Source organism: Janibacter indicus (assembly GCF_900176385.1).
Classification (GTDB): Bacteria; Actinomycetota; Actinomycetes; order Actinomycetales; family Dermatophilaceae; genus Janibacter; species Janibacter indicus.
This window is the reverse complement of sequence record NZ_FWXN01000002.1, coordinates 69,630-88,359: the sequence shown is the minus strand read 5'-3', so window position 1 is coordinate 88,359 and position 18,730 is coordinate 69,630. Positions and strand designations below refer to the sequence as shown.

Annotated in this window: 17 protein-coding genes and 1 tRNA gene; 10 read left to right on the top strand and 8 right to left on the bottom strand. The window is 72.0% G+C overall.

Annotated elements, in window-relative coordinates; all coding sequences use genetic code 11:
* Window positions 1–218 precede the first annotated feature (218 nt).
* From fdh to B9B60_RS02215, 4 genes are read left to right on the top strand one after another with little or no spacing between them, the layout of a single operon-like run.
* Complete coding sequence (gene fdh, locus B9B60_RS02230; RefSeq protein ID WP_084449674.1) at window positions 219–3,542, top strand: formate dehydrogenase; 3,324 nt, start codon at window positions 219–221, stop codon at window positions 3,540–3,542.
* The gene (locus B9B60_RS02225; RefSeq protein ID WP_084449673.1) at window positions 3,542–4,735 is read left to right on the top strand and encodes a 4Fe-4S dicluster domain-containing protein; all 1,194 of its coding nucleotides are present in this window, start codon (window positions 3,542–3,544) and stop codon (window positions 4,733–4,735) included. The genes fdh and B9B60_RS02225 overlap by 1 nt, the downstream gene beginning before the upstream one ends.
* Window positions 4,732–5,898, top strand: coding sequence for an NrfD/PsrC family molybdoenzyme membrane anchor subunit (nrfD, locus tag B9B60_RS02220; protein ID WP_084449672.1), 1,167 nt, complete (start codon window positions 4,732–4,734; stop codon window positions 5,896–5,898). Before B9B60_RS02225 ends, nrfD begins: the two co-directional genes overlap by 4 nt.
* A 43-nt stretch (window positions 5,899–5,941) precedes the next feature.
* Entirely contained in the window at window positions 5,942–7,216 is a 1,275-nt protein-coding gene (locus B9B60_RS02215) for an L-lactate MFS transporter (RefSeq protein ID WP_084449671.1), read from the top strand.
* 140 nt (window positions 7,217–7,356) lie between these two features.
* Here B9B60_RS02215 and B9B60_RS02210 read toward each other — a convergent pair whose 3' ends face one another.
* Together B9B60_RS02210 and selD are read right to left on the bottom strand one after the other, a co-directional pair.
* Window positions 7,357–7,749: a rhodanese-like domain-containing protein gene (locus B9B60_RS02210; RefSeq protein ID WP_084449670.1), complete on the bottom strand. Its 393-nt coding sequence runs from the start codon at window positions 7,747–7,749 to the stop codon at window positions 7,357–7,359.
* On the bottom strand, window positions 7,746–8,747 hold the full coding sequence (selD, locus tag B9B60_RS02205; RefSeq protein ID WP_084449669.1) for a selenide, water dikinase SelD: 1,002 nt from the start codon (window positions 8,745–8,747) through the stop codon (window positions 7,746–7,748). The genes B9B60_RS02210 and selD overlap by 4 nt, the downstream gene beginning before the upstream one ends.
* A gap of 59 nt (window positions 8,748–8,806) precedes the next feature.
* Between selD and B9B60_RS02200 the strand changes: the two genes are divergently transcribed.
* The 3 genes from B9B60_RS02200 (at window position 8,807) to B9B60_RS02190 (ending at window position 12,103) form a co-directional block, all read left to right on the top strand.
* Window positions 8,807–8,902, top strand: a tRNA-Sec gene (locus B9B60_RS02200).
* 43 nt (window positions 8,903–8,945) lie between these two features.
* Window positions 8,946–10,298, top strand: a complete 1,353-nt coding sequence (gene selA, locus B9B60_RS02195) for an L-seryl-tRNA(Sec) selenium transferase (RefSeq protein WP_084449668.1) — start codon at window positions 8,946–8,948, stop codon at window positions 10,296–10,298.
* The gene (locus B9B60_RS02190; protein WP_200811121.1) at window positions 10,295–12,103 is read left to right on the top strand and encodes a SelB domain-containing protein; all 1,809 of its coding nucleotides are present in this window, start codon (window positions 10,295–10,297) and stop codon (window positions 12,101–12,103) included. Before selA ends, B9B60_RS02190 begins: the two co-directional genes overlap by 4 nt.
* Here B9B60_RS02190 and B9B60_RS02185 read toward each other — a convergent pair.
* The 4 genes from B9B60_RS02185 to B9B60_RS02165 all read right to left on the bottom strand — a co-directional run bounded on the left by B9B60_RS02185 (window position 12,100) and on the right by B9B60_RS02165 (window position 14,477).
* Window positions 12,100–12,498, bottom strand: coding sequence for a type II toxin-antitoxin system VapC family toxin (locus B9B60_RS02185; protein ID WP_084449666.1), 399 nt, complete (start codon window positions 12,496–12,498; stop codon window positions 12,100–12,102). The genes B9B60_RS02190 and B9B60_RS02185 overlap by 4 nt on opposite strands.
* Complete coding sequence (locus tag B9B60_RS17745; RefSeq protein WP_327078567.1) at window positions 12,495–13,034, bottom strand: type II toxin-antitoxin system prevent-host-death family antitoxin; 540 nt, start codon at window positions 13,032–13,034, stop codon at window positions 12,495–12,497. Before B9B60_RS17745 ends, B9B60_RS02185 begins: the two co-directional genes overlap by 4 nt.
* A 92-nt stretch (window positions 13,035–13,126) precedes the next feature.
* A complete protein-coding gene (gene yczE / locus B9B60_RS02170) occupies window positions 13,127–13,816 on the bottom strand; it encodes a membrane protein YczE (RefSeq protein ID WP_234993700.1) in 690 nt (229 codons plus the stop codon).
* Window positions 13,817–13,820: 4 nt separating this feature from the next.
* Window positions 13,821–14,477, bottom strand: coding sequence for a TetR/AcrR family transcriptional regulator (locus B9B60_RS02165; RefSeq protein ID WP_084449664.1), 657 nt, complete (start codon window positions 14,475–14,477; stop codon window positions 13,821–13,823).
* Window positions 14,478–14,616: 139 nt separating this feature from the next.
* Between B9B60_RS02165 and B9B60_RS02160 the strand changes: the two genes are divergently transcribed.
* Window positions 14,617–15,333 carry a hypothetical protein gene (locus B9B60_RS02160; protein ID WP_159451132.1) on the top strand — a complete coding sequence of 239 codons (717 nt, stop codon included), beginning with the start codon at window positions 14,617–14,619 and terminating at the stop codon, window positions 15,331–15,333.
* Here the strand turns inward: B9B60_RS02160 and ppk2 are convergent.
* Complete coding sequence (gene ppk2 / locus B9B60_RS02155; protein WP_084449662.1) at window positions 15,252–16,142, bottom strand: polyphosphate kinase 2; 891 nt, start codon at window positions 16,140–16,142, stop codon at window positions 15,252–15,254. The two genes, B9B60_RS02160 and ppk2, sit on opposite strands and share 82 nt — an antisense overlap.
* A 152-nt stretch (window positions 16,143–16,294) precedes the next feature.
* Here ppk2 and B9B60_RS02150 point away from each other — a divergent pair, with 152 nt between their 5' ends.
* A complete protein-coding gene (locus tag B9B60_RS02150) occupies window positions 16,295–16,801 on the top strand; it encodes an alanyl-tRNA editing protein (RefSeq protein WP_143445397.1) in 507 nt (168 codons plus the stop codon).
* Window positions 16,802–16,821: 20 nt separating this feature from the next.
* Window positions 16,822–18,282: a protein adenylyltransferase SelO gene (locus B9B60_RS02145; protein WP_084449660.1), complete on the top strand. Its 1,461-nt coding sequence runs from the start codon at window positions 16,822–16,824 to the stop codon at window positions 18,280–18,282.
* Here B9B60_RS02145 and B9B60_RS02140 read toward each other — a convergent pair.
* On the bottom strand, window positions 18,279–18,728 hold the full coding sequence (locus B9B60_RS02140) for a VOC family protein (protein WP_200811120.1): 450 nt from the start codon (window positions 18,726–18,728) through the stop codon (window positions 18,279–18,281). The genes B9B60_RS02145 and B9B60_RS02140 overlap by 4 nt on opposite strands.
* Window positions 18,729–18,730 lie beyond the last annotated feature (2 nt).

The following is an 18,730-nucleotide window of genomic DNA, read 5'->3' as shown; positions in this document are numbered from 1 at the left end:
TCTCGAGGCTCGTCGCAGAACTCCTCACACCTCGACCAACGTGTGGGGAGCCCCGGGTCTCGGGGCTCGTCGCAGAGCTCCTCACACCTCGACCAACGTGTGGGGAGCCCCGGGTCTCGAGGCGCCCACGTGGAACGTGGGACCCAGACCACCGGGGACAGGCCGAGGGGGGGATACGGTGATCCAGAGCACGTCTTCTCGCGGAGGGAGTGGCAGCGATGGCACCGAAGGACTCGACCTTCCTCGGCTGGCCGGTGCTGCGGCAGCTGGCCTCTGGAGACTTCCTGGGGCGCGGCAACGCCGTCACCTCGCGCCGCACCCGTGAGACCGAGCCGCGCACCTCGAGCGCCGACCGCGTCGTGCAGAGTGTCTGCCCGTACTGCGCCGTCGGCTGCGGCCAGCGGGTCTTCGTCAAGGACGAGCAGGTCGTCCAGATCGAGGGTGACCCGGACTCGCCGGTGAGCCGAGGGCGCCTGTGCCCCAAGGGCGCTGCGAGCGAGCAGCTGGTCAACTCCCCGACCCGGCAGACGCACGTGCTCTACCGCGCGCCGGGGGCCACGGACTTCGAGCGGATCGAGCTCGACCGGGCCATCGACATGGTCGCCGACCGCTTCCTCGCCTCGCGCCGCGCGAAGTGGCAGGACCACGACGAGCACGGCCGCCCCCTTCGTCGCACGATGGGCATCGCCTCGCTCGGGGGAGCCACCCTCGACAACGAGGAGAACTATCTGATCAAGAAGCTCTTCACGGCGGCCGGCGCGATCCAGATCGAGAACCAGGCGCGTATTTGACACTCCGCCACGGTTCCCAGTCTGGGAGCCTCCTTCGGGCGCGGCGGCGCCACCCAGTCCCTGCAGGACATGGCCAACGCGGACTGCATCATCATCCAGGGCTCCAACATGGCCGAGTGCCACCCCGTGGGCTTCCAGTGGGTCTCCGAGGCCAAGGCGCGGGGTGCGCGGATCATCCACATCGACCCGCGCTTCACCCGCACCTCCGCGATCGCTGACACGCACGTCGCGATCCGGGCGGGCAGCGACGTCGTGCTGCTCGGGGCGCTCATCAAGCACGTCATCGACAACGACCTCTTCTTCCGTGACTACGTCGTCGCGTACACCAACGCGGCGACGCTGGTCAGCGAGGACTTCGTCGACACCGAGGACCTGGACGGCGTCTTCTCCGGCTACGACGAGCAGTCCGGCACCTACGACATGAGCTCGTGGGCCTATGCCGAGCGCGAGGACGGCGAAGGGGGTGCCTCGGGTGACGACGAGGTCGGCGGCCCGAGCGGTGGTCACGAGCACGGAGCGCACAAGAGCGCCCGCGCCGGGGGCGACCAGCACGGCGCTGCCGGTCCGGCCCTCGAGCACGCCCGGGTGATTCGCGACGAATCCCTGCAGCACCCGCGCTCGGTCTTCCAGGTGCTCAAGCGGCACTACGCGCGCTACACGCCCGAGATGGTCGAGGAGGTGTGCGGCATCCCGCAGTGGCAGTTCCGGGAGATCGCCGACGCACTGACCAGCAACTCCGGCCGCGAGCGCACGACCTGCTTCGCGTATGCCTTGGGGTGGACCCAGCACAGCCTCGGCGCGCAGTTCATCCGCACCGCCGCGATCCTCCAGCTGCTCATGGGCAATGTCGGCCGACCGGGCAGCGGCATCATGGCGCTGCGCGGGCACGCGAGCATCCAGGGCTCGACCGACATCCCGACCCTCTTCAACCTCCTGCCCGGCTACCTGCCGATGCCGGTGGCCGGCACGCACGACACCCTCGAGCAGTACCTCGAGACGATCTCCTCGCCGCTGCAGAAGGGCTTCTGGACCGAGGCTCCGGCCTACACCGCAAGCCTGCTCAAGGCGTGGTTCGGCGAGGCGGCGACCCAGGACAACGACTTCTGCTTCGACTACCTGCCGCGTCTGACGGGTGCCCACGGCACCTACCAGACGGTGATGTCGATGCTCGAGGACGAGGTCGAGGGCTACTTCGTCCTCGGGCAGAATCCCGCGGTCGGCTCCGCCCACGGCAAGATGCAGCGCTTGGCGATGACGCACCTCAAGTGGGTCGTCGTCCGCGACTTCCAGCTCATCGAGTCGGCGACCTTCTGGAAGGACTCCCCCGAGATCGCCAGCGGCGAGCTGCGGACCGAGGACATCGACACCGAGGTCTTCTTCTTCCCCGCGGCCAACCACGTCGAGAAGTCGGGCACCTTCACCCAGACCCAGCGGATGCTCCAGTGGCGCCACCAGGCCGTGCAGCCCCCGAACGACGCCCAGAGCGAGCTCGAGTTCTTCCACGAGCTCGGCGTGCGCATCCGCGAGCGCCTCGCCGACTCGACCGACGAGCGTGACCGCCCGCTGCTCGACCTCACGTGGGACTACCCCAAGGACGAGCACGGCGAGACCGACGCCGAGGCGGTCCTGCGCGAGATCAACGGCTACCACGTCTCCGGCGAGCGGGCCGGGCAGCTGCTCGACAAGTTCGCCGACATGAAGGCCGACGGCTCGACCTCGGGCGGCTGCTGGATCTACACCGGCGTCTACGCCGGCGGGGTCAACAGGTCGGCCAACCGCGTGCCCGGTCAGGAGCAGGACGAGACCGCCGCCGAGTGGGGCTGGGCCTGGCCGATGAACCGGCGCATCCTCTACAACCGCGCCTCCGCCGACCCGCAGGGCCGGCCGTGGAGCGAGCGCAAGAAGTACGTCTGGTGGGACGAGGAGGCGAAGAAGTGGACGGGCAAGGACGTCCCCGACTTCCCCGTGGACCGCGACCCCTCCTTCCGACCCGACCCTGACGTCGGCGGGCCGGCAGCCATCGCCGGCGACGACCCCTTCATCATGCAGGCCGACGGCAAGGGCTGGCTCTTCGCGCCCAAGGGCATGGTGGACGGTCCGCTCCCTTCGCACTACGAGGCGCAGGAGTCGCCCGTCGCCAACCCGGTCTACGGGCAGCAGCGCAACCCGGCCCGACTGGTCTACCCGCGCAAGGACAACCTGTGGAGCCCGTCCGGCGACGAGCCGGGGTCGGACGTCTACCCCTTCGTCTTCACGACCTACCGGCTCACCGAGCACCACACGGCCGGCGGCATGAGCCGGTGGCTGCCCTACCTGTCGGAGCTGCAGCCCGAGATGTTCTGCGAGGTCTCCCCCGAGCTCGCCGAGCAGCAGGGCCTGGTCAACGGCGAGTGGGCGACGCTCATCTCGGCCCGCAGCGCCATCGAGGCGCGCGTGCTCGTCACCGAGCGGATGACCCCGCTGACGATCAAGGGCCGCACGATCCACCAGATCGGCCTGCCCTACCACTGGGGCGTCGGCCGCGATGCCGTCGTCGAGGGCGACGGGGCCAACGACCTGCTCGGCGTGGCGCTCGACCCCAACGTCCAGATCCAGGAGTCCAAGGTCGGCTCCTGCGACATCCGCCCCGGTCGCCGGCCGCGGGGCGAGGAGCTGCTGCGCCTCGTTGCGGAGTACCAGTCCCGCTCGGGCACCACCGTCGAGACGGGCAACACCCACCGCGACCAACCCCACGACGAAGGGAGACCGTGATGGGCTACCTCGCCCGCCAGCTCTCCGGGGCCACCGACCCCGCCCGCGACGCCGGGTGGCGGGAGGCGCCCGAGCGCAAGGGATTCTTCACCGACACCTCGATCTGCATCGGCTGCAAGGCCTGCGAGGTCGCGTGCAAGGAGTGGAACGGCATCCCCCTCGACGGCCTCGCCATCACCGGCAACAGCTACGACAACACCGGTGACCTCGGCGCGAGCACGTGGCGGCACGTCGCCTTCGTCGAGCAGAGCCGCGAGCGCATCGAGGCCGCCCGCGAGTCCGGGCAGCGGCTCGTCGACCTGGGCATGCCGGCCGTCGGTGAGCCGACCTCCCCGGTGGTTGAGGAGCGAGCGCCAGCGAGCCTCGAAACCACGGCCCCTCCCCCCGCCGGCTACGGCACCCTCCCCGCGCCGATCGAGGGGCACGGCCCGGCGCTGACCGACATGCTCGCGACCCTTCGAGAGGGCGCTGGCGCGCCTCCTCAGGGACCGGGAGGGGTCGAGGGTGGTGGCGGCCCGGGGTCTCGAGGCTCGGGCCCGGGAGGCCCTCGCACCTCGACCAACGGGGGAATGGTCGGGGCGATGCCGGACTTCCGCTGGTTGATGTCCTCCGACGTGTGCAAGCACTGCACCCACGCCGGCTGCCTCGATGTCTGCCCGACGGGTGCGCTCTTCCGTAGCGAGCACGGCACGGTCGTCGTTCAGGCCGACATCTGCAACGGCTGCGGCTACTGCGTCGGCGCCTGCCCCTTCGGCGTCATCGAGCGACGCACCGACGCGAGCGTCTCGGTCCGGGCCGACGACCACGTGCCCAATGTCGGCGTGGCGCAGAAGTGCACGCTCTGCTACGACCGCCTCTCCCACGACCAGACCCCCGCGTGCGCGCAGACCTGCCCGACGACGTCGATCAAGTTCGGCACCCACGACGACATGGTCGCCACCGCCCGGGACCGAGTCGCCCAGCTGCACGAGCAGGGCTTCACCGAGGCGCGCCTCTACGGGGCCAACGAGCACGACGGGGTCGGCGGCACCGGCTCGGTCTTCCTCCTGCTCGACGAGCCCGAGGTCTACGGCCTGCCGCCGGACCCCGAGGCCCCGACCAAGCGGCTGCCCGAGATGTTCCGCGCGGCGGGTGTCGCGGGGCTCGGCCTGCTCGGGGCGGTGGCGATCTCCTTCGTCGGGAGCCGGACGTGACGACCTCTCCCTTCGACAGCTACCGACCCCCCGAGGAGGGTGGCCGCAGACGCCGCCGTGACCGCGCGTCCCTTCGAGGCGCCCACGCGGAACGTGGGACCCACTCCGTCGCACCTCAGGGACCGAGGAGGGCCGGCACCGCCCGCAGCTGGCTCACCCGCGAGGGCGGCGGCCGACGCGAGGCGCCCGCGGTGCCGGACGCGGAGTTCAGCAGCTACTACGGCCAGCCCATCGTCAAGCCGGTGCCGTGGGACCACAAGATCTCGGCCTATCTCTTCGTCGGCGGCATCGCCGGAGTCTCGGGCATCGTCCAGGCGGGCGCGGCGGCCACGGGCAACTCCGTGCTGCAACGCAACTCGCGCCTGACGGCGATGGCCGCCGTAGGCCTCAGCGGCATCGCACTCGTCGCCGACCTCGGCCGGCCCGAGCGATTCCTCAACATGATGCGCACGGTCAAACTCACCTCGCCGATGTCGGTCGGCACGTGGATCCTGTCCGCCTACGCGGGCTTCGCCGGGATCACCACGGGGGCCGAGGTGCTGCGCCTGCTGCCCGCCCGAGGTCCGGTCACCGCACTCATCCGCGTCACCGACGCCGTCGGCACGCCCTCGACCATCGGCCAGGCGGCCTTCGGCGCGCCGCTCGCGGCCTACACGGCGGTGCTGCTCGCCGACACCGCGCACCCGGTGTGGCATGAGAGCCGGCGGGATCTCCCCTTCGTCTTCGTCGGCTCGGCCGCGCTGGCCGCCGGCGGCGTGCAGATGGTGCTCACGCCCACGGCCCTCGCCGGACCGGTGCGACGACTGGCGCTGCTCGGTGTCGGCGCCGAGCTGCTCGCGATGCACCGCCTCGAGGAGCACCTCACCGGCCTGGGCATCGACGAGCCGGTGCGCACGGGCACTGCAGGCGGCCGCCTGCGCCTGGCCCGCGCCCTCGCCATCGGTGGCGGTCTCGGCACCCTGCTCGCCGGACGCAGCCGGATCGTCGCGGTCGCCTCGGGCGCCGCCCTCGCCGCCGCCTCGGCACTGACCCGCATGGGCATCGTCGAGGCGGGCATCGAGTCCGCCAAGGACCCGCGCTACACCGTCCGGGTGCAGCGCGACCGCCTCGAGCGTCGGCGCGGGGACGGCGTCGTCGACGACAGCATCGTCACCGTCAGGTAGCACCCCGTCACCATCCGATGGCACCCGACCAGTGGGAGGTTCCATGAGCACGGCACCCGAGCAGGCCCCGACGTCCGCCGGCGGCAACCGCTGGCTCATCCTCGCGGGCGGTGTCCTCGTCCAGCTGGCGATCGGCGCCGTCTACGCGTGGAGCACCTTCAGCAAGGCGATCCAGGCCGACCCGTCGGCGCTCGAGCTGACCAAGGTGCAGGCGACGATCCCCTTCGAGGTCGCCATCGGCATGATCTTCGTCGGGACCTTCCTCGGTGGACGGATCCAGGACAAGCAGGGGCCACGCCTCGTCGCGCTCGTCGGCGTGACGATCTACTCGATCGGCATCATCCTCGCGAGCTTCGCCCGTGATGCCTCCGACCTGTGGCTGCTCATCCTCGGCTACGGCGTGCTCGGCGGCTTCGGCCTCGGTCTGGCCTACATCGTGCCGATCGCCATGCTGCAGAAGTGGTTCCCTGACAAGCGCGGTCTGATCACCGGCATCGCGGTGGGCGGCTTCGGCTTCGGTGCGGTCATCACCTCGCCGCTCGCGCAGCGGATGATCGACTCGAGCGAGGACTTCCAGCAGTACCCGACGAAGGTCTTCCTCTACCTCGGCATCGCCTACCTCGTCATGGGCCTCATCGGCGCCTCGGTCTTCAAGAACCCCCCGGCCAGCTACACCGTCGGCGGTGCCCCGGCTGCTGCGAAGGGGGATACCCCCGCCAAGAACGTCGCCGGCAAAGACTTCACCCAGCAGGAGGCCATGCGCACGCCCCAGTGGTACCTGCTGACGCTCATCCTGACGATCTCGGTGACCGCGGGCATCTCGCTCATCTCGGTGGCCGCGGGCACCGCGACCGACGTCGCCGGCATGAGTGCCGCGGCGGCCGCGACCCTCGTCGGCGTCATGGGCCTCTTCAACGGCGGCGGCCGCATCCTGTGGGCGGCGGTCTCGGACAAGATCGGGCGCATGCCGGCCTTCCTCGGCATCCTCGGCCTGCAGGGACTGGCCCTGCTCGCGATCCCGCACGCGGGCTCGGCAGTCGTCTTCTACGTCCTGTGCGCCATCGTCTACACCTGCTACGGCGGCGCCTTCGGCACCCTGCCCTCGACGGCCGGCGACTTCTTCGGCGTGAAGAACTCCGGCGCGATCTACGGCCTGATGCTCATCGGCTGGTCCATCGGTGGCATCGTCGGCCCGCTGCTCATCTCTTGGCTCATCGGCGAGGACCAGCAGTACACGATGGCCTTCACCGTCGTCGGCGTCATCGCCCTCGTCGGCGCGGTCATCCCCTTCATCACCAAGAAGCCGCAGCACGCCTGAGGCAACCGCCCCCCTTCGCATTTCCTTGAGGTCGTCGGACCCCGGGTCGTATTTCCTGAAGGAAATGCGAAAGGGGGCGCATTGCCGTTGGGCAATGCGGGCGTGAGGGCGCATTGCCGTTGGGCAATGCGGAAGGGGGGCTACTCGCGGACGTCGGCGGGCCCGGTGTGCAGGGGCAGGCCGGCGGCGGCCCAGGCCTCGACCCCACCGATGACGTCGGTCGCGTCCACCCCGAGCGAGCGAAGGGAGACCGCCGCCAGCGACGAGCTGTAGCCCTGTCGGCACAGCACGACGACCCGGGTCCCGGGCAGCGCCTCGGGGATGCGGTGCGGGCAGGTCGGGTCGAGGCGCCACTCGAGCACGGTCCGGTCGACGACGAGCGCCCCGGGCAGCTCGCCCTGCCGGGCCCGCTGCGCGGCGGTGCGGGTGTCGACGAGGAGGGCTCCCCCCTTCGCCGCGTCGTGGGCCTGCTGCGGGGTGAACCGAGTCAGGCTGGCCCGAGCCGCCTCGAGGACCCGGTCGACCTCGCTCACGAGACCTGCACGAGCACGCCGTCACCGAGGGAGCCGGCCGCGACGGTCTCGCCGACGACGGGCGCGCCGGGGACCTCGCCGACCACGAGCAGACCGCCGGAGGTCTGCGCGTCGGCGAGCAGGATCAGCTCCTCCTCGGCGATGCCGTCGGCCGCGAGGTGCGGACGCACCCAGTCAAGGTTGCGACGAGAGCCGCCAGGGACGTGACCGGCGGCGAGGGCCTCGCGGGCGCCAGCGACATAGGGCACGGCCGCCGCGTCGACGCGGGCGGCGACGCCCGAGGCGCGAGTCATCTTGTAGAGGTGGCCGAGCAGGCCGAAGCCGGTGACATCGGTCGCCGCGCGGATGCCCGCCGCGACGGCCGCCCGGGAGGAGTCGCGGTTGAGGGTGACCATCGAGGCGATCGCCTCTTCGCTCCGCTCGCCGGTCGCCTTGTGCCGGTTGTTGAGCACCCCGACGCCGAGGGGCTTGGTCAGGCTAATCGGCAGTCCAGCTTCCGCCGCGTCGTTGCGCATGATCCGGTCGGGGTCGGCGGTGCCGGTGACCGCCATGCCGTAGATCGGCTCGGGGGCGTCGATGCTGTGCCCGCCGAGCACGGGGAAGCCGGCCTCGGTCGCGAGGTCGAGCCCACCGCGCAGGACCTCGCGCAGCAGGTCTGTCGGCAGCAGCTCGCGCGGCCACGCGACGAGGTTGATTGCCATGACCGGGTCGCCACCCATGGCATAGACGTCCGAGACCGCATTCGCCGCGGCGATCCGCCCCCAGTCGTAGGGGTCGTCGACGACGGGGGTGAAGAAGTCGGTCGTGGAGAGGACAGCCTGGCCTCCCGTGAGTCGCACGGCGGCCGCGTCGTCACCGTCGTCGAGCCCGACGAGGACGTCCGACCCCGGCGGTGCGGTGGCGTGCAGACCGGCGACGATCTGCTCGAGCTCGCCGGCCGGGATCTTGCAGGCGCAGCCTCCGCCGCGCGCGTACTGGGTCAGACGGATCGGCTCCATGACGACACCGTAGGGCCCACGGCCGGTGTCGGGCCCGGCGAGGTCCTAGGGTGGCCCGTGGAGGCGTCTGGGTTCCTGGTGGTCCCCCCGGTCTTCAACACCGGTGAGGCCGAGCATCTCGGTCTGGCGGGTTCGATTCCCGTCCGCCTCCGCCAGATCTTCACGACCACCACCACGCCCGACGAAGGGAGCAGCGCCGTGAGCGAGGACCCCCGCCGGTCGATCCCGCGCACCGACACGCTGCTGGCGGATCCCCCCTTCGTCGCGGCGACGGAGCGTCTCGGTCGGCCGGTGGTGCGCTCGGCGATCGTCGCGGCCCAGCAGCGGGCGAGGGCCGGCGAGATCCCGCCGGAGGACGTGGCCGGCGCGGCGCTGGCATCGCTCCCGGCCCGGGCCTCCTCACTGACGCCGGTGCTCAACGCGACGGGCGTCGTGGTGCACACCAATGTCGGGCGAGCGCCCCTCTCCCCCAGCGCGATCGAGGCCGTCGTCGATGCGGCCGGCTATGTCGACGTCGAGATGGACCTGACGACCGGGGCGCGCAGCCGACGGGGTGCCGGCGCGCTGGCCGCACTGCTCGAGGCCGTGCCCGACGCGGCTGGTGCGCTGGCGGTCAACAACGGCGCAGCCGCCCTCGTGCTCGCGACGACCGCCTTGGCCGCCGGCCGCGAGGTCGTCGTCTCGCGCGGCGAGATGGTCGAGATCGGCGACGGATTCCGCCTGCCCGACCTCATCGCCTCGACCGGAGCCCGCCTGCGCGAGGTCGGCACGACCAACCGCACGCACCTGCGCGACTACGCCGACGCCATCGGCCCCGAGACCGGGTGCGTGCTCAAGGTGCACCCGAGCAACTTCCGGGTCGACGGCTTCACCACGGCCGTCGGGCTGGAGGAGCTGCGCGGGCTGACCCGGCCCGACGGCTCGCGCGTGCCGGTCGTCGCCGACATCGGCTCCGGGCTGCTGACGCCCGACCCGTTGCTGCCCGACGAGCCCGACGCGACGACCTGGCTGCGCGCCGGCGCGACGATCGTGACCGCCAGCGGCGACAAGCTGCTCGGCGGACCCCAGGCCGGCCTCGTCCTCGGTGATGCCGAGGTCGTCGAGCGGCTGCGGCGCCACCCGCTCGCCCGGGCGCTGCGGGTCGACAAGCTCACCCTCGCCGCGCTCGAGGCGACCGTGCGCGGCCCGGTCCCGCCGGTCGCCATGTCGCTCCACGCCACCGCTGACGAGCTGCGGCCACGGGTCGACGTCCTCGCGACCGCACTGGGCCGGGAGGTGGTCGCCGTCGACGGTCGCGTCGGTGGCGGCGGCGCCCCCGGGGTTCCGCTGCCCGGCTGGGCGGTCGAGGTGCCCGTCGAGGCGGTCGAGCGGCTGCGTCGACCCACCGCTGGCGTGCCCGTCGTGCTGGCTCGTGTCGAGGGCGGCTGCGGCTTGGTCGACCTGCGCTGCATCCCGGCCGACCGTGACTCCGACGTGGAGCGGGCGCTGCGAGCAGCCTTGGACGACAACGCCGCCCACCGCGGGACCGGGGCGGAGCCCCCTTCGCCATGAGGCGGGTGCTGGCGACCGCAGGCCACGTCGACCACGGCAAGTCCACGCTCGTCCGGGCGCTGACGGGGCGCGACCCGGACCGCCTGTCGGAGGAGCGGGACCGGGGGCTGACCATCGAGCTCGGCTACGCGTGGACGCGCCTGCCGGGTGGGGTCGAGATCGCCTTTGTCGACGTGCCGGGGCACCAGAGGTTCGTCGGGACGATGCTGTCGGGGCTGGGACCGGCGCCGGCTGTGGTCTTCGTCGTCGCGGCGGATCAGGGCTGGCAGGCGCAGAGCAGCGAACACCTCGCGGCCGTGCAGGCGCTGGGCATCACCGACGGGCTGCTCGTCATCACCCGCTGTGACCTCGCCGACGACGACCGCATCGCGACCGTGCAGGCCGACGCCGGACGGCGGCTTGCTGCGGCTGGGCTCGACGTGCCGGCGGTCGAGGTCTCCGCGACGAAGGGCGCCGGTCTCGACGACCTGCGCACCGCCCTCGCCGACCTCGCCGCTCGGCTGCCCGAGCCGGATGTCGTTGCGGCAGTGCGGCTCTGGTGCGACCGCGCCTTTTCGGTGCCGGGTGCGGGCACCGTCGTCACGGGCACGCTCGGCACCGGCACTGTCCGCACCGGCGACCGACTGCTGCTGCTCGACCGCGGCACCACCCGCGAGGTGACGGTCCGCGGCCTGCACAGCCAGGACGCAGCGCGTGAGTCCGTCGGCCCGGTCTCGCGGACCGCGGTCAACCTGCGCCGCGTCGACGACGTGAGCCGCTCGGCCGTGCTGCTCACCACCGATGCCTGGGAACTCGCCCCGACCGTCGACGTGCGGCTCACCGAGGTGGGTGGCTCGCACGCGACCGGTTCGCACGACCTCAAGGAAATGCGGACTCCCGAGCAGGCGACGCTGCACGTGGGGTCGGTCGACGTGCCGGTGCACGTGCGACCGCTCGGTGACGACTTCGCCCGGCTGTCGGCGGGCGTCGACCTGCCGTGGCGGGTCGGCGACCGGGCGATCCTGCGCGACCCGGGCAGTCGTCGACTGTGGGCCGTTCGGGTCCTTGACGTCGACCCCCTGCGGCTCACCCGCCGCGGCGCCGCCTCTCGTCGGGCCAAGGCCCTGTCAGCCGGCGACCTCGCGGCGACGCGCCTGCGGTCGCGGTCGGCGGAGCGCCTCGACACCTTCGAGCGACTGGGGCTTCTGGTGCCGAGCACCGCTGTGCGGCAGGGCGACTGGCGCATCGACCCCGCAGCCATGGAGGCGTGGCGAGGCCGGTTGGTCGAAGCCGTCCGCGCCCACCATTCCGCCGATCGCCTGAGCGCCGGGATGCCCGTGGCCGAGGCCGCACGGGCCCTCGCCCTGCCGGACCACCTGCCCGCGGACCTGGGCCCCGACCTCGTCCGCGGCCTCGTCGCAGGCTCCGACCTGACGATCACCGACGGCCGGGTCCTGGACCCGAAAGCCTCCGGCCTCGGTCCCGCCGAGGCGGGGGTCGCGGCTCTCGAGGAGAGGCTGCGGGAGGCTCCCTTCATCGCGCCGGAGAGGGGTGACCTCGACGACCTCGGGCTGGGCCCCGCGGAGCTCGCCGCTGCCGCGCGCCTCGGGCGGCTGCTGCGACTGCCCGACGACGTCGTCCTGCTGCCGAGCGGACCGGCACGGGCGATGCGACTGCTCTCGGGGCTGGAGCAGCCCTTCACCCTGAGCGCTGCGCGTCAGGCGCTGGGCACGACTCGCCGGGTCGCCGTGCCGCTGCTCGAGCACCTCGACTCACGTGGCTGGACCCGCCGGGTCGACGGGAGCCTGCGGGAGGTCGTGCGCTAGGCGGTGGCCCCCGGGCGGAGCAGGCGAAGACCGGCCGACTCCCCCGCGGCGCACAGCTCTCGGTCGTACGCGGCCAGCACTTCCGACTGCATCCGCAGGGCCGTGGCAAGGTGGATCGCGTCGGCGCTGCGCAGCCCCCATCCGCTCGTCGCTGCTCGGTCGAGGTCCTCACGGGTGACGTCGGCCAGGGTGATCATCTCCAGCACGGCGTTGACCGCGGTGACGTCCCACACCGATCGGCGCTGGGCTGCGCAGTGCAGCTCGGTGAAGAGCAGCCTGGAGGAGAGCAGGACGTCGGCGGGATCCAGTGCGGTGAGCGCGGCCGCCAGGGGTTCCGGCTCCGCCTCGGCCGCCAGCAGCTTGAAGGCCGCGGACGTGTCGAGGTAGACGATCATCGATCGCCTCGGAGGTCCTCGAGCACCTCGGCCGTGTCCACGCCTTCGACTCGGTGGATGCTCGAGAAGTCCCGTGCCGCACGCGCCGGCTGCACCTGCCCCGACGCGACCGCCTCCTCGAATGCAGAACCCCCCAGGGGCACCATTCGCGCAACCGGCTCGCCTCGGTTGGTCACGGTCAGGCTCTCACCCGCCGCCACCCGACGCAGCACCTCGGCGCTGTCGTTGCGGAGCTCCCGATGCGAGATGGTTGCCATGTAGCAAGCGTAGCAACCGGCGTCAGGCGGCGGTAGTCGGCCTCGCTCCCGGGGCCGGCGACTGTCGGCCCAGACCTGATAGCTGATGACGGTGCACGAGGCGCGGGCCGCGAGCAGGTGCTCGATGGGGTTGGCGCCCTTGTCTGCGCCGCCGAGGCTCTGCGGCTCGTCGATGGTGAACTCGTGCTGGCGGGCGGTGATCGCAACCTCGGTGCCGGTGACGAGGCGGCCCCGCACGCTCGAGGTGAGGACGGTCGAAGCGGCTGCGGGGGCGGACATGGGTGCTCCTGTGTGGGTCACGGGGGCGACGACGCCCCTCGCTTGGCCCGGTCGGCCGACCGCGCCCACATGGGCCAATTCATAATGACCAGTTATGTATCGGTGGGTGGGATCGGGCGCCCGAGGTCGACGGTGAAGAGCGGCAGGAAGAGCTGGGCCAACGGCCCGATGGCCACGGCGTAGAGCACCGTGCCGACGCCGACGGTGCCACCCAGCAGCCAGCCGACGGCGACCACAGCGACCTCGATCCCGGTGCGCACGAGCCGGATCGAGCCACCGGTGATGCGGGCCAGCCCGGTCATCAGACCGTCGCGCGGGCCGGGGCCGAACTGTGAGCCGATGTACATGCCGGTCGCGACACCGTTGAGGACCACGCCGCCGAGGAGCAGGACGATGCGCCAGATCATCCCGGCCGGCTCGTCGAGGACCGACAGCACGAGGTCGGCGGACGGGCCGATGAGCAGGGCATTGCCGATCGTGCCCAGACCGGGCTTCTGCCGCAGGGGGATCCAGCCGAGCAGCACGAGCAGCGAGACGCCGATGACGATCGTGCCGAAGCTCAGTGGGATGTGGTGCGAGACGCCGACGTGCAGCACGTCCCACGGGATCTGACCGAGGGTCGCGCGCAGGACCATCGCCATGGATGCGCCGTAGAGGAAGAGCCCGGCGAGCAGGAGCGGCAGGCGGACTCCGAGGCGGCCGGCGCGCAGTTGCTCGATCGGGCCGATGTCAGCGAGGGCCCGGCCGCGCGGGGCGCGCGTCGGGACGGGGTCGTGGGTCACGAGGTCACCCTGCACCGGCGAGGCCGAGGGTGTCGACCTGTCGCTGGAGCAGGGCGCGGAAGAACGGATCGGCCGGCTCAGCACTGCCGACGAGATGGCCACCGAGCTCGAGCGTGACGGCGCCGATGAGGGCGGCGAGCTCGGCGAGGACGGCGCCTCCCCCTTCGCGCGTCACGCCCTCGGCGACCTCCGTGAGGACCTCCATCTGCCGGGCCACCCGCGGGGCTGCGAAGGGGGCGACCTCCACCCCTCCCGCCACCGCAAGGAAGGGGCGGGCCACCGCGGCCGCGGCCGGCACTGTCTCGGGAGGGGCGACGTACCCGGGCACCGGGGTGCCGTAGATCAGCTGGAACTCGTGCGGACGCTCGACGGCCCACCCACGCATGGCCTCCCCGAGGGCGATCCACCGGCGGCCAGGACGGCGGGCCCGCACCGACTCGAGCGCGGCGGCCAGGCTCTCGTAGCTCTCGAGGATCATCGCCGTGAGCAGCGCCTCGCGGGTCGGGAAGTAGCGGTAGACGGCCGAGCTGACCATGCCGACCTCACGGGCCACGGCACGCATCGACAGGCCTCCCCCACCGTGGGCCGCGATCTCCTCGCGCGCCGCCCGCAGGATCGCCGCCGTCGTGCGCGCCCTGGACTCTTCCCTCGCACCCGCCATGGCGACATCCTGCCATGACCGAGAGCACCGCTCTTGTTTTACCCCGGCGAGAGGGTCTACCGTCATCGACAACCGAGAGCACCGCTCTCACTTTAGGGAAGGGCCCACGATGCGCGACCACACGACACGGCACCTGGTGATGCCGACCATCTCGTCCGGCCTGCTCATGGCGGGCTACCTGCTGCTCCGGCCCTACGGCGACGCCGCGTCGTCGACCTCACCGGAGGCCGCGGCGGCCTTCGCCAGCCCGTGGTGGGTCGTCGCTCACCTCGCGGGAGCCCTCGCCCTCGTCCAGCTGGCCCGCGTCGGCCTGCGGATCGACGACCTGCGCGGGACCCCGACGACGATGCTCGCCCGCTGGAGCGGGCTCGCCGGGGTCGCACTCGTCCTGCCCTACTTCGGGGCCGAGACCTTCGGCCTGCACGCGATCGGGCGGGCCGGCCTCGACGACCCGGCCGTGCTCCAGCTCGTCGACGAGGTGCGGGGGCACCCCGCGGCCCTGACGACCTTCGGCCTCGGGCTGCTGCTCCTCGCGGTGAGCGGGGTCTGCACGGCCCTGGCCTGGCAGCGGGCTGTCCGGTCAGGCCGCTGGACGGCGCCCGCGTGGGCAGCCTGGCCGCTCGGCGTCGGCGCCGCCCTCGTGCTGCCGCAGTTCTACCTGCCGCCGACGGGGCGGGTGGGATTCGGGGTGGCCTTCGCCGTCGCGGCGGTGGTGCTGGCCGTCTCGGCCCTTCGAGACGGCCGCGGACGGCCTCCTCAGGGACCGGGCGTGCGTCAGTCTCCCTCGGTCTTGCGTCCGCGGGAGACGACCTTGCGGTCCGGCGTGAAGACGACCTCAGGGTCCTTGCCCTCATAGTCGAACTGGTTGAGGAAGAAGCGGATCGCATTGATCCGGCCGCGCTTCTTGTCGTTGGACTTGATGACCGTCCACGGCGCGTGCCGGGTGTCCGTGCGGCGGAACATCTCCTCCTTGGCCTCGGTGTAGGCCTCCCACTTGTCGAGGCTCTCGAGGTCCATCGGGGAGAGCTTCCACCGGCGCACCGGGTCGATCTGGCGGATGGCGAAGCGGGTGCGCTGCTCCTGCTGGGTCACCGAGAACCACAGCTTGGTGACGTGCACCCCGGCGTCGGCGAGCATCCGCTCGATCTTCGGCGCCTGGTCCATGAAGCCCTCGTACTGCTCGTCGCTGCAGAAGCCCATGACCCGCTCGACGCCGGCCCGGTTGTACCAGGAGCGGTCGAAGAGGACGATCTCGCCGCTCGTCGGCAGGTGCTGGATGTAGCGCTGGAAGTACCACTGCCCGAGCTCTCGTTCCGAGGGCTTGGTCAGGGCGACGACGCGGGCGCCTCGCGGGTTGAGGTGCTCGGTGAAGCGCTTGATCGTCCCGCCCTTGCCCGCGGCGTCGCGGCCCTCGAAGAGCACGACGAACTTGCGCCCCGTGTCCTGCGCCCAGTACTGGAACTTCAGCAACTCGATCTGCAGCAGGTACTTCTGGACGTCGTACTCCTCGCGCTCCATGAGTTCGTCGTACGGGTAGTTCTCCCGCCAGGTCTCGACGGCCTTGCCGTCGGGGGCGATGAGCATCGGGTCGTCGCCCTGGTCATCACGCACGGTGTAGCCCTCGACCATGAGCCGGTCGATGTACTCGCGGAGGTTCTGCTGCATGCGTGATGGATACCAAGGTCAGGTTGACGGGAGGTGGACGTCAGGCGAAGGGAGGAGCGTGCGCGGCTGCTTCAATGGCGGCATGGAGCAGCGCCGCACGTACTGGGACGACACCCACCTCTACGAGGTCGACACCGAGGTCATCGCGGTGTGTGACGAGCCGACTCCCGGCATCGCCGTGCGCGAGGGCATCGTCCACCCGAAGGGGGGGCGACCTGCCCGCCGTCGGCGAGAGCGTGCACGTCGCGATCGACCCGGAGGTGCGCCGCCGGCACGCGGCGCTCCACTCCGCGGGACACCTGCTCGACGCGTGCGTCGTGCCGTTGGGTTTCGTCAACGTCGGCCTGAGCCACGCGCCGGGCCAGGCCTTCCTCCTCTACGACGTCGACGGAGGCACCCTGCCCGACGGCGAGGAGGCGAAGGCCGCGCTCGTCGAGACGGTCCTCGACCGGGCTCGTGAGCACGTCGCGGCCGCCCTCCCCTTCGGCGCCGAGGTCGACGCCGAAGGAGTGCGCCGGGTGACGATCGAGGGCCTGCAGACCGACCCGTGTGGTGGGACGCACGTGCGCACGACGGCCGACCTCACCGGCCTCCAGATCACCCGCGTGCGCACCAAGAAGGGGCAGCTCAAGCTGAGCTACACGGCCGAGCACGCGTGAGCGTCTGCGATGGTGGGGGCATGAGGTGGCCCTGCGACAACACCTTCGTCCGTGATCTCGGCTGGCTCGGGGCGCGGGTCGACCCGGTCCCCGTGCGCGCCCCCGAGCTGCTGGCGCTCGACGACGACCTCGCCGTCGAGCTCGGCCTCGACCCGGACGCCCTGCGCTCCCCGGACGGCGTCGCGGTCCTCGCGGGCAATGCCGTCGCCGAGGGATCGGAGCCGATCGCCCAGGCCTACGCCGGCCACCAGTTCGGTCACCTCTCCCCGATGCTCGGCGACGGTCGGGCCCACCTGCTCGGGGAGGTCGTCGACACCCGCGGCCGACGCCGCGACATCGCGCTCAAGGGGTCCGGGCGCACCCCCTTCTCCCGGGGCGGTGACGGCCGCGCGGTCATGGGGCCCGTGCTGCGCGAGGTCCTCGTCTCCGAGTTCATGCACGCGGTCGGCGTGCCGACGACGCGGGCCCTGGCTGCCGTCGCGACCGGCGAGCCGGTGCTGCGCGAGCGGCCCCTGCCGGGCGCCGTCCTCACCCGGGTCGCCGCCTCGCACCTGCGCATCGGCACCCTCGTCCTCGTCGCCACGCAGGGCAGCCTCGAGCAGCTCGCCGCCGTCGTCGAGCACGCCCGCGCCCGGCACCACCCCGACATCCCGAAGAACGACCCGATGGCTCTGCTCACCGCGGTCGTCGAGCGACAGGCCGAGCTCATCGCGCAGTGGATGTCCCTCGGCTTCATCCACGGGGTGATGAACACCGACAACATGACCCTCTCCGGCGAGACGATCGACTACGGCCCGTGCGCCTTCCTCGACGCCTACGACCCGGAGACCTTCTTCAGCAGCGTCGACACCGGCGGCCGCTACCGCTACTCCGCGCAGCCGACGATGGCGCTGTGGGGCCTCGCGCGGCTGGCCGAGTGCCTCATCCCGCTCGCCGACGGCGAGGCCGACGACCTCGTGACGCAGGCGCAGGAGCGACTCGAGGCTTTCACCCCGGCCTACGAGCAGCACGTGCTCGACAACTTCCGCATCAAGCTCGGCCTCGTCCGCGACGTCGCCGGGGACAACGCGCTCGTCGAGGACCTGCTGCAGATCGCCGCGGACGAGTCGCTGGACTTCACCGGCCTCTTCCGCGACCTCGCCCGGGTGCTGCGCGACGAGCCGACGCCGACCCTGGACCGCGTCCGGGACGTGGCGCGGTGGCAGGCCTGGCGGGACCGGTGGCTGACCCGCCTGGAGGGCGAAGGGAGGGACCCTGCGGTCATCGCCGGGCTCATGGACGAGGTCAACCCGATCCACATCCCCCGCAACCACCTCGTCGAGGAGGCCCTCGCCGCGGCGCACGCGGGCAACCTCGCTCCCTTCGAGCAGCTGCTCGAGGTGCTGCGCTCCCCCTTCGTCGAGACGCCGGGGCGGGAGCGCTACGCCGAGCCGGCCGACCCGGACTTCACGCGCGGCTACGTGACCTACTGCGGGACCTAGCCGGTCGAGCCGTCGGCCCACGCGTCGAGGGCGCCCCGCACCGCGTCCTCGCTCATCGCGATGGGGGTGCCGATGATCCACTGGTGACCGAAGGGGTCCCGGAAGCGGCCCTGCCGGGACCCGTACGGCTGGTCGTCCACCGCGAAGACCACCTCGGCGCCGTGGTCGACCGCTCGGGCGACGACGGCGTCCGGGTCGTCGCAGACGATGTCGAGGATGTGCCCGCCACCACCGGCCGGCGGGCCGGGGTCGACGTCGTCGGCGTCCTTGACGTGCAGCTCCCCACCGCCGGGGAGCAGGAGTCGCGCGAAGACGACGGCGTCACCCATGGAGTGGCGGACGTCCAGCTCCGCGCCGAGGGCGTCGCGGTAGAAGTCGATCGCCCGGTCGGCGCCACCGGGACCGTCGCCGATGACGAGCTTGGGGGACAGTCGCATCTGGTCCATGG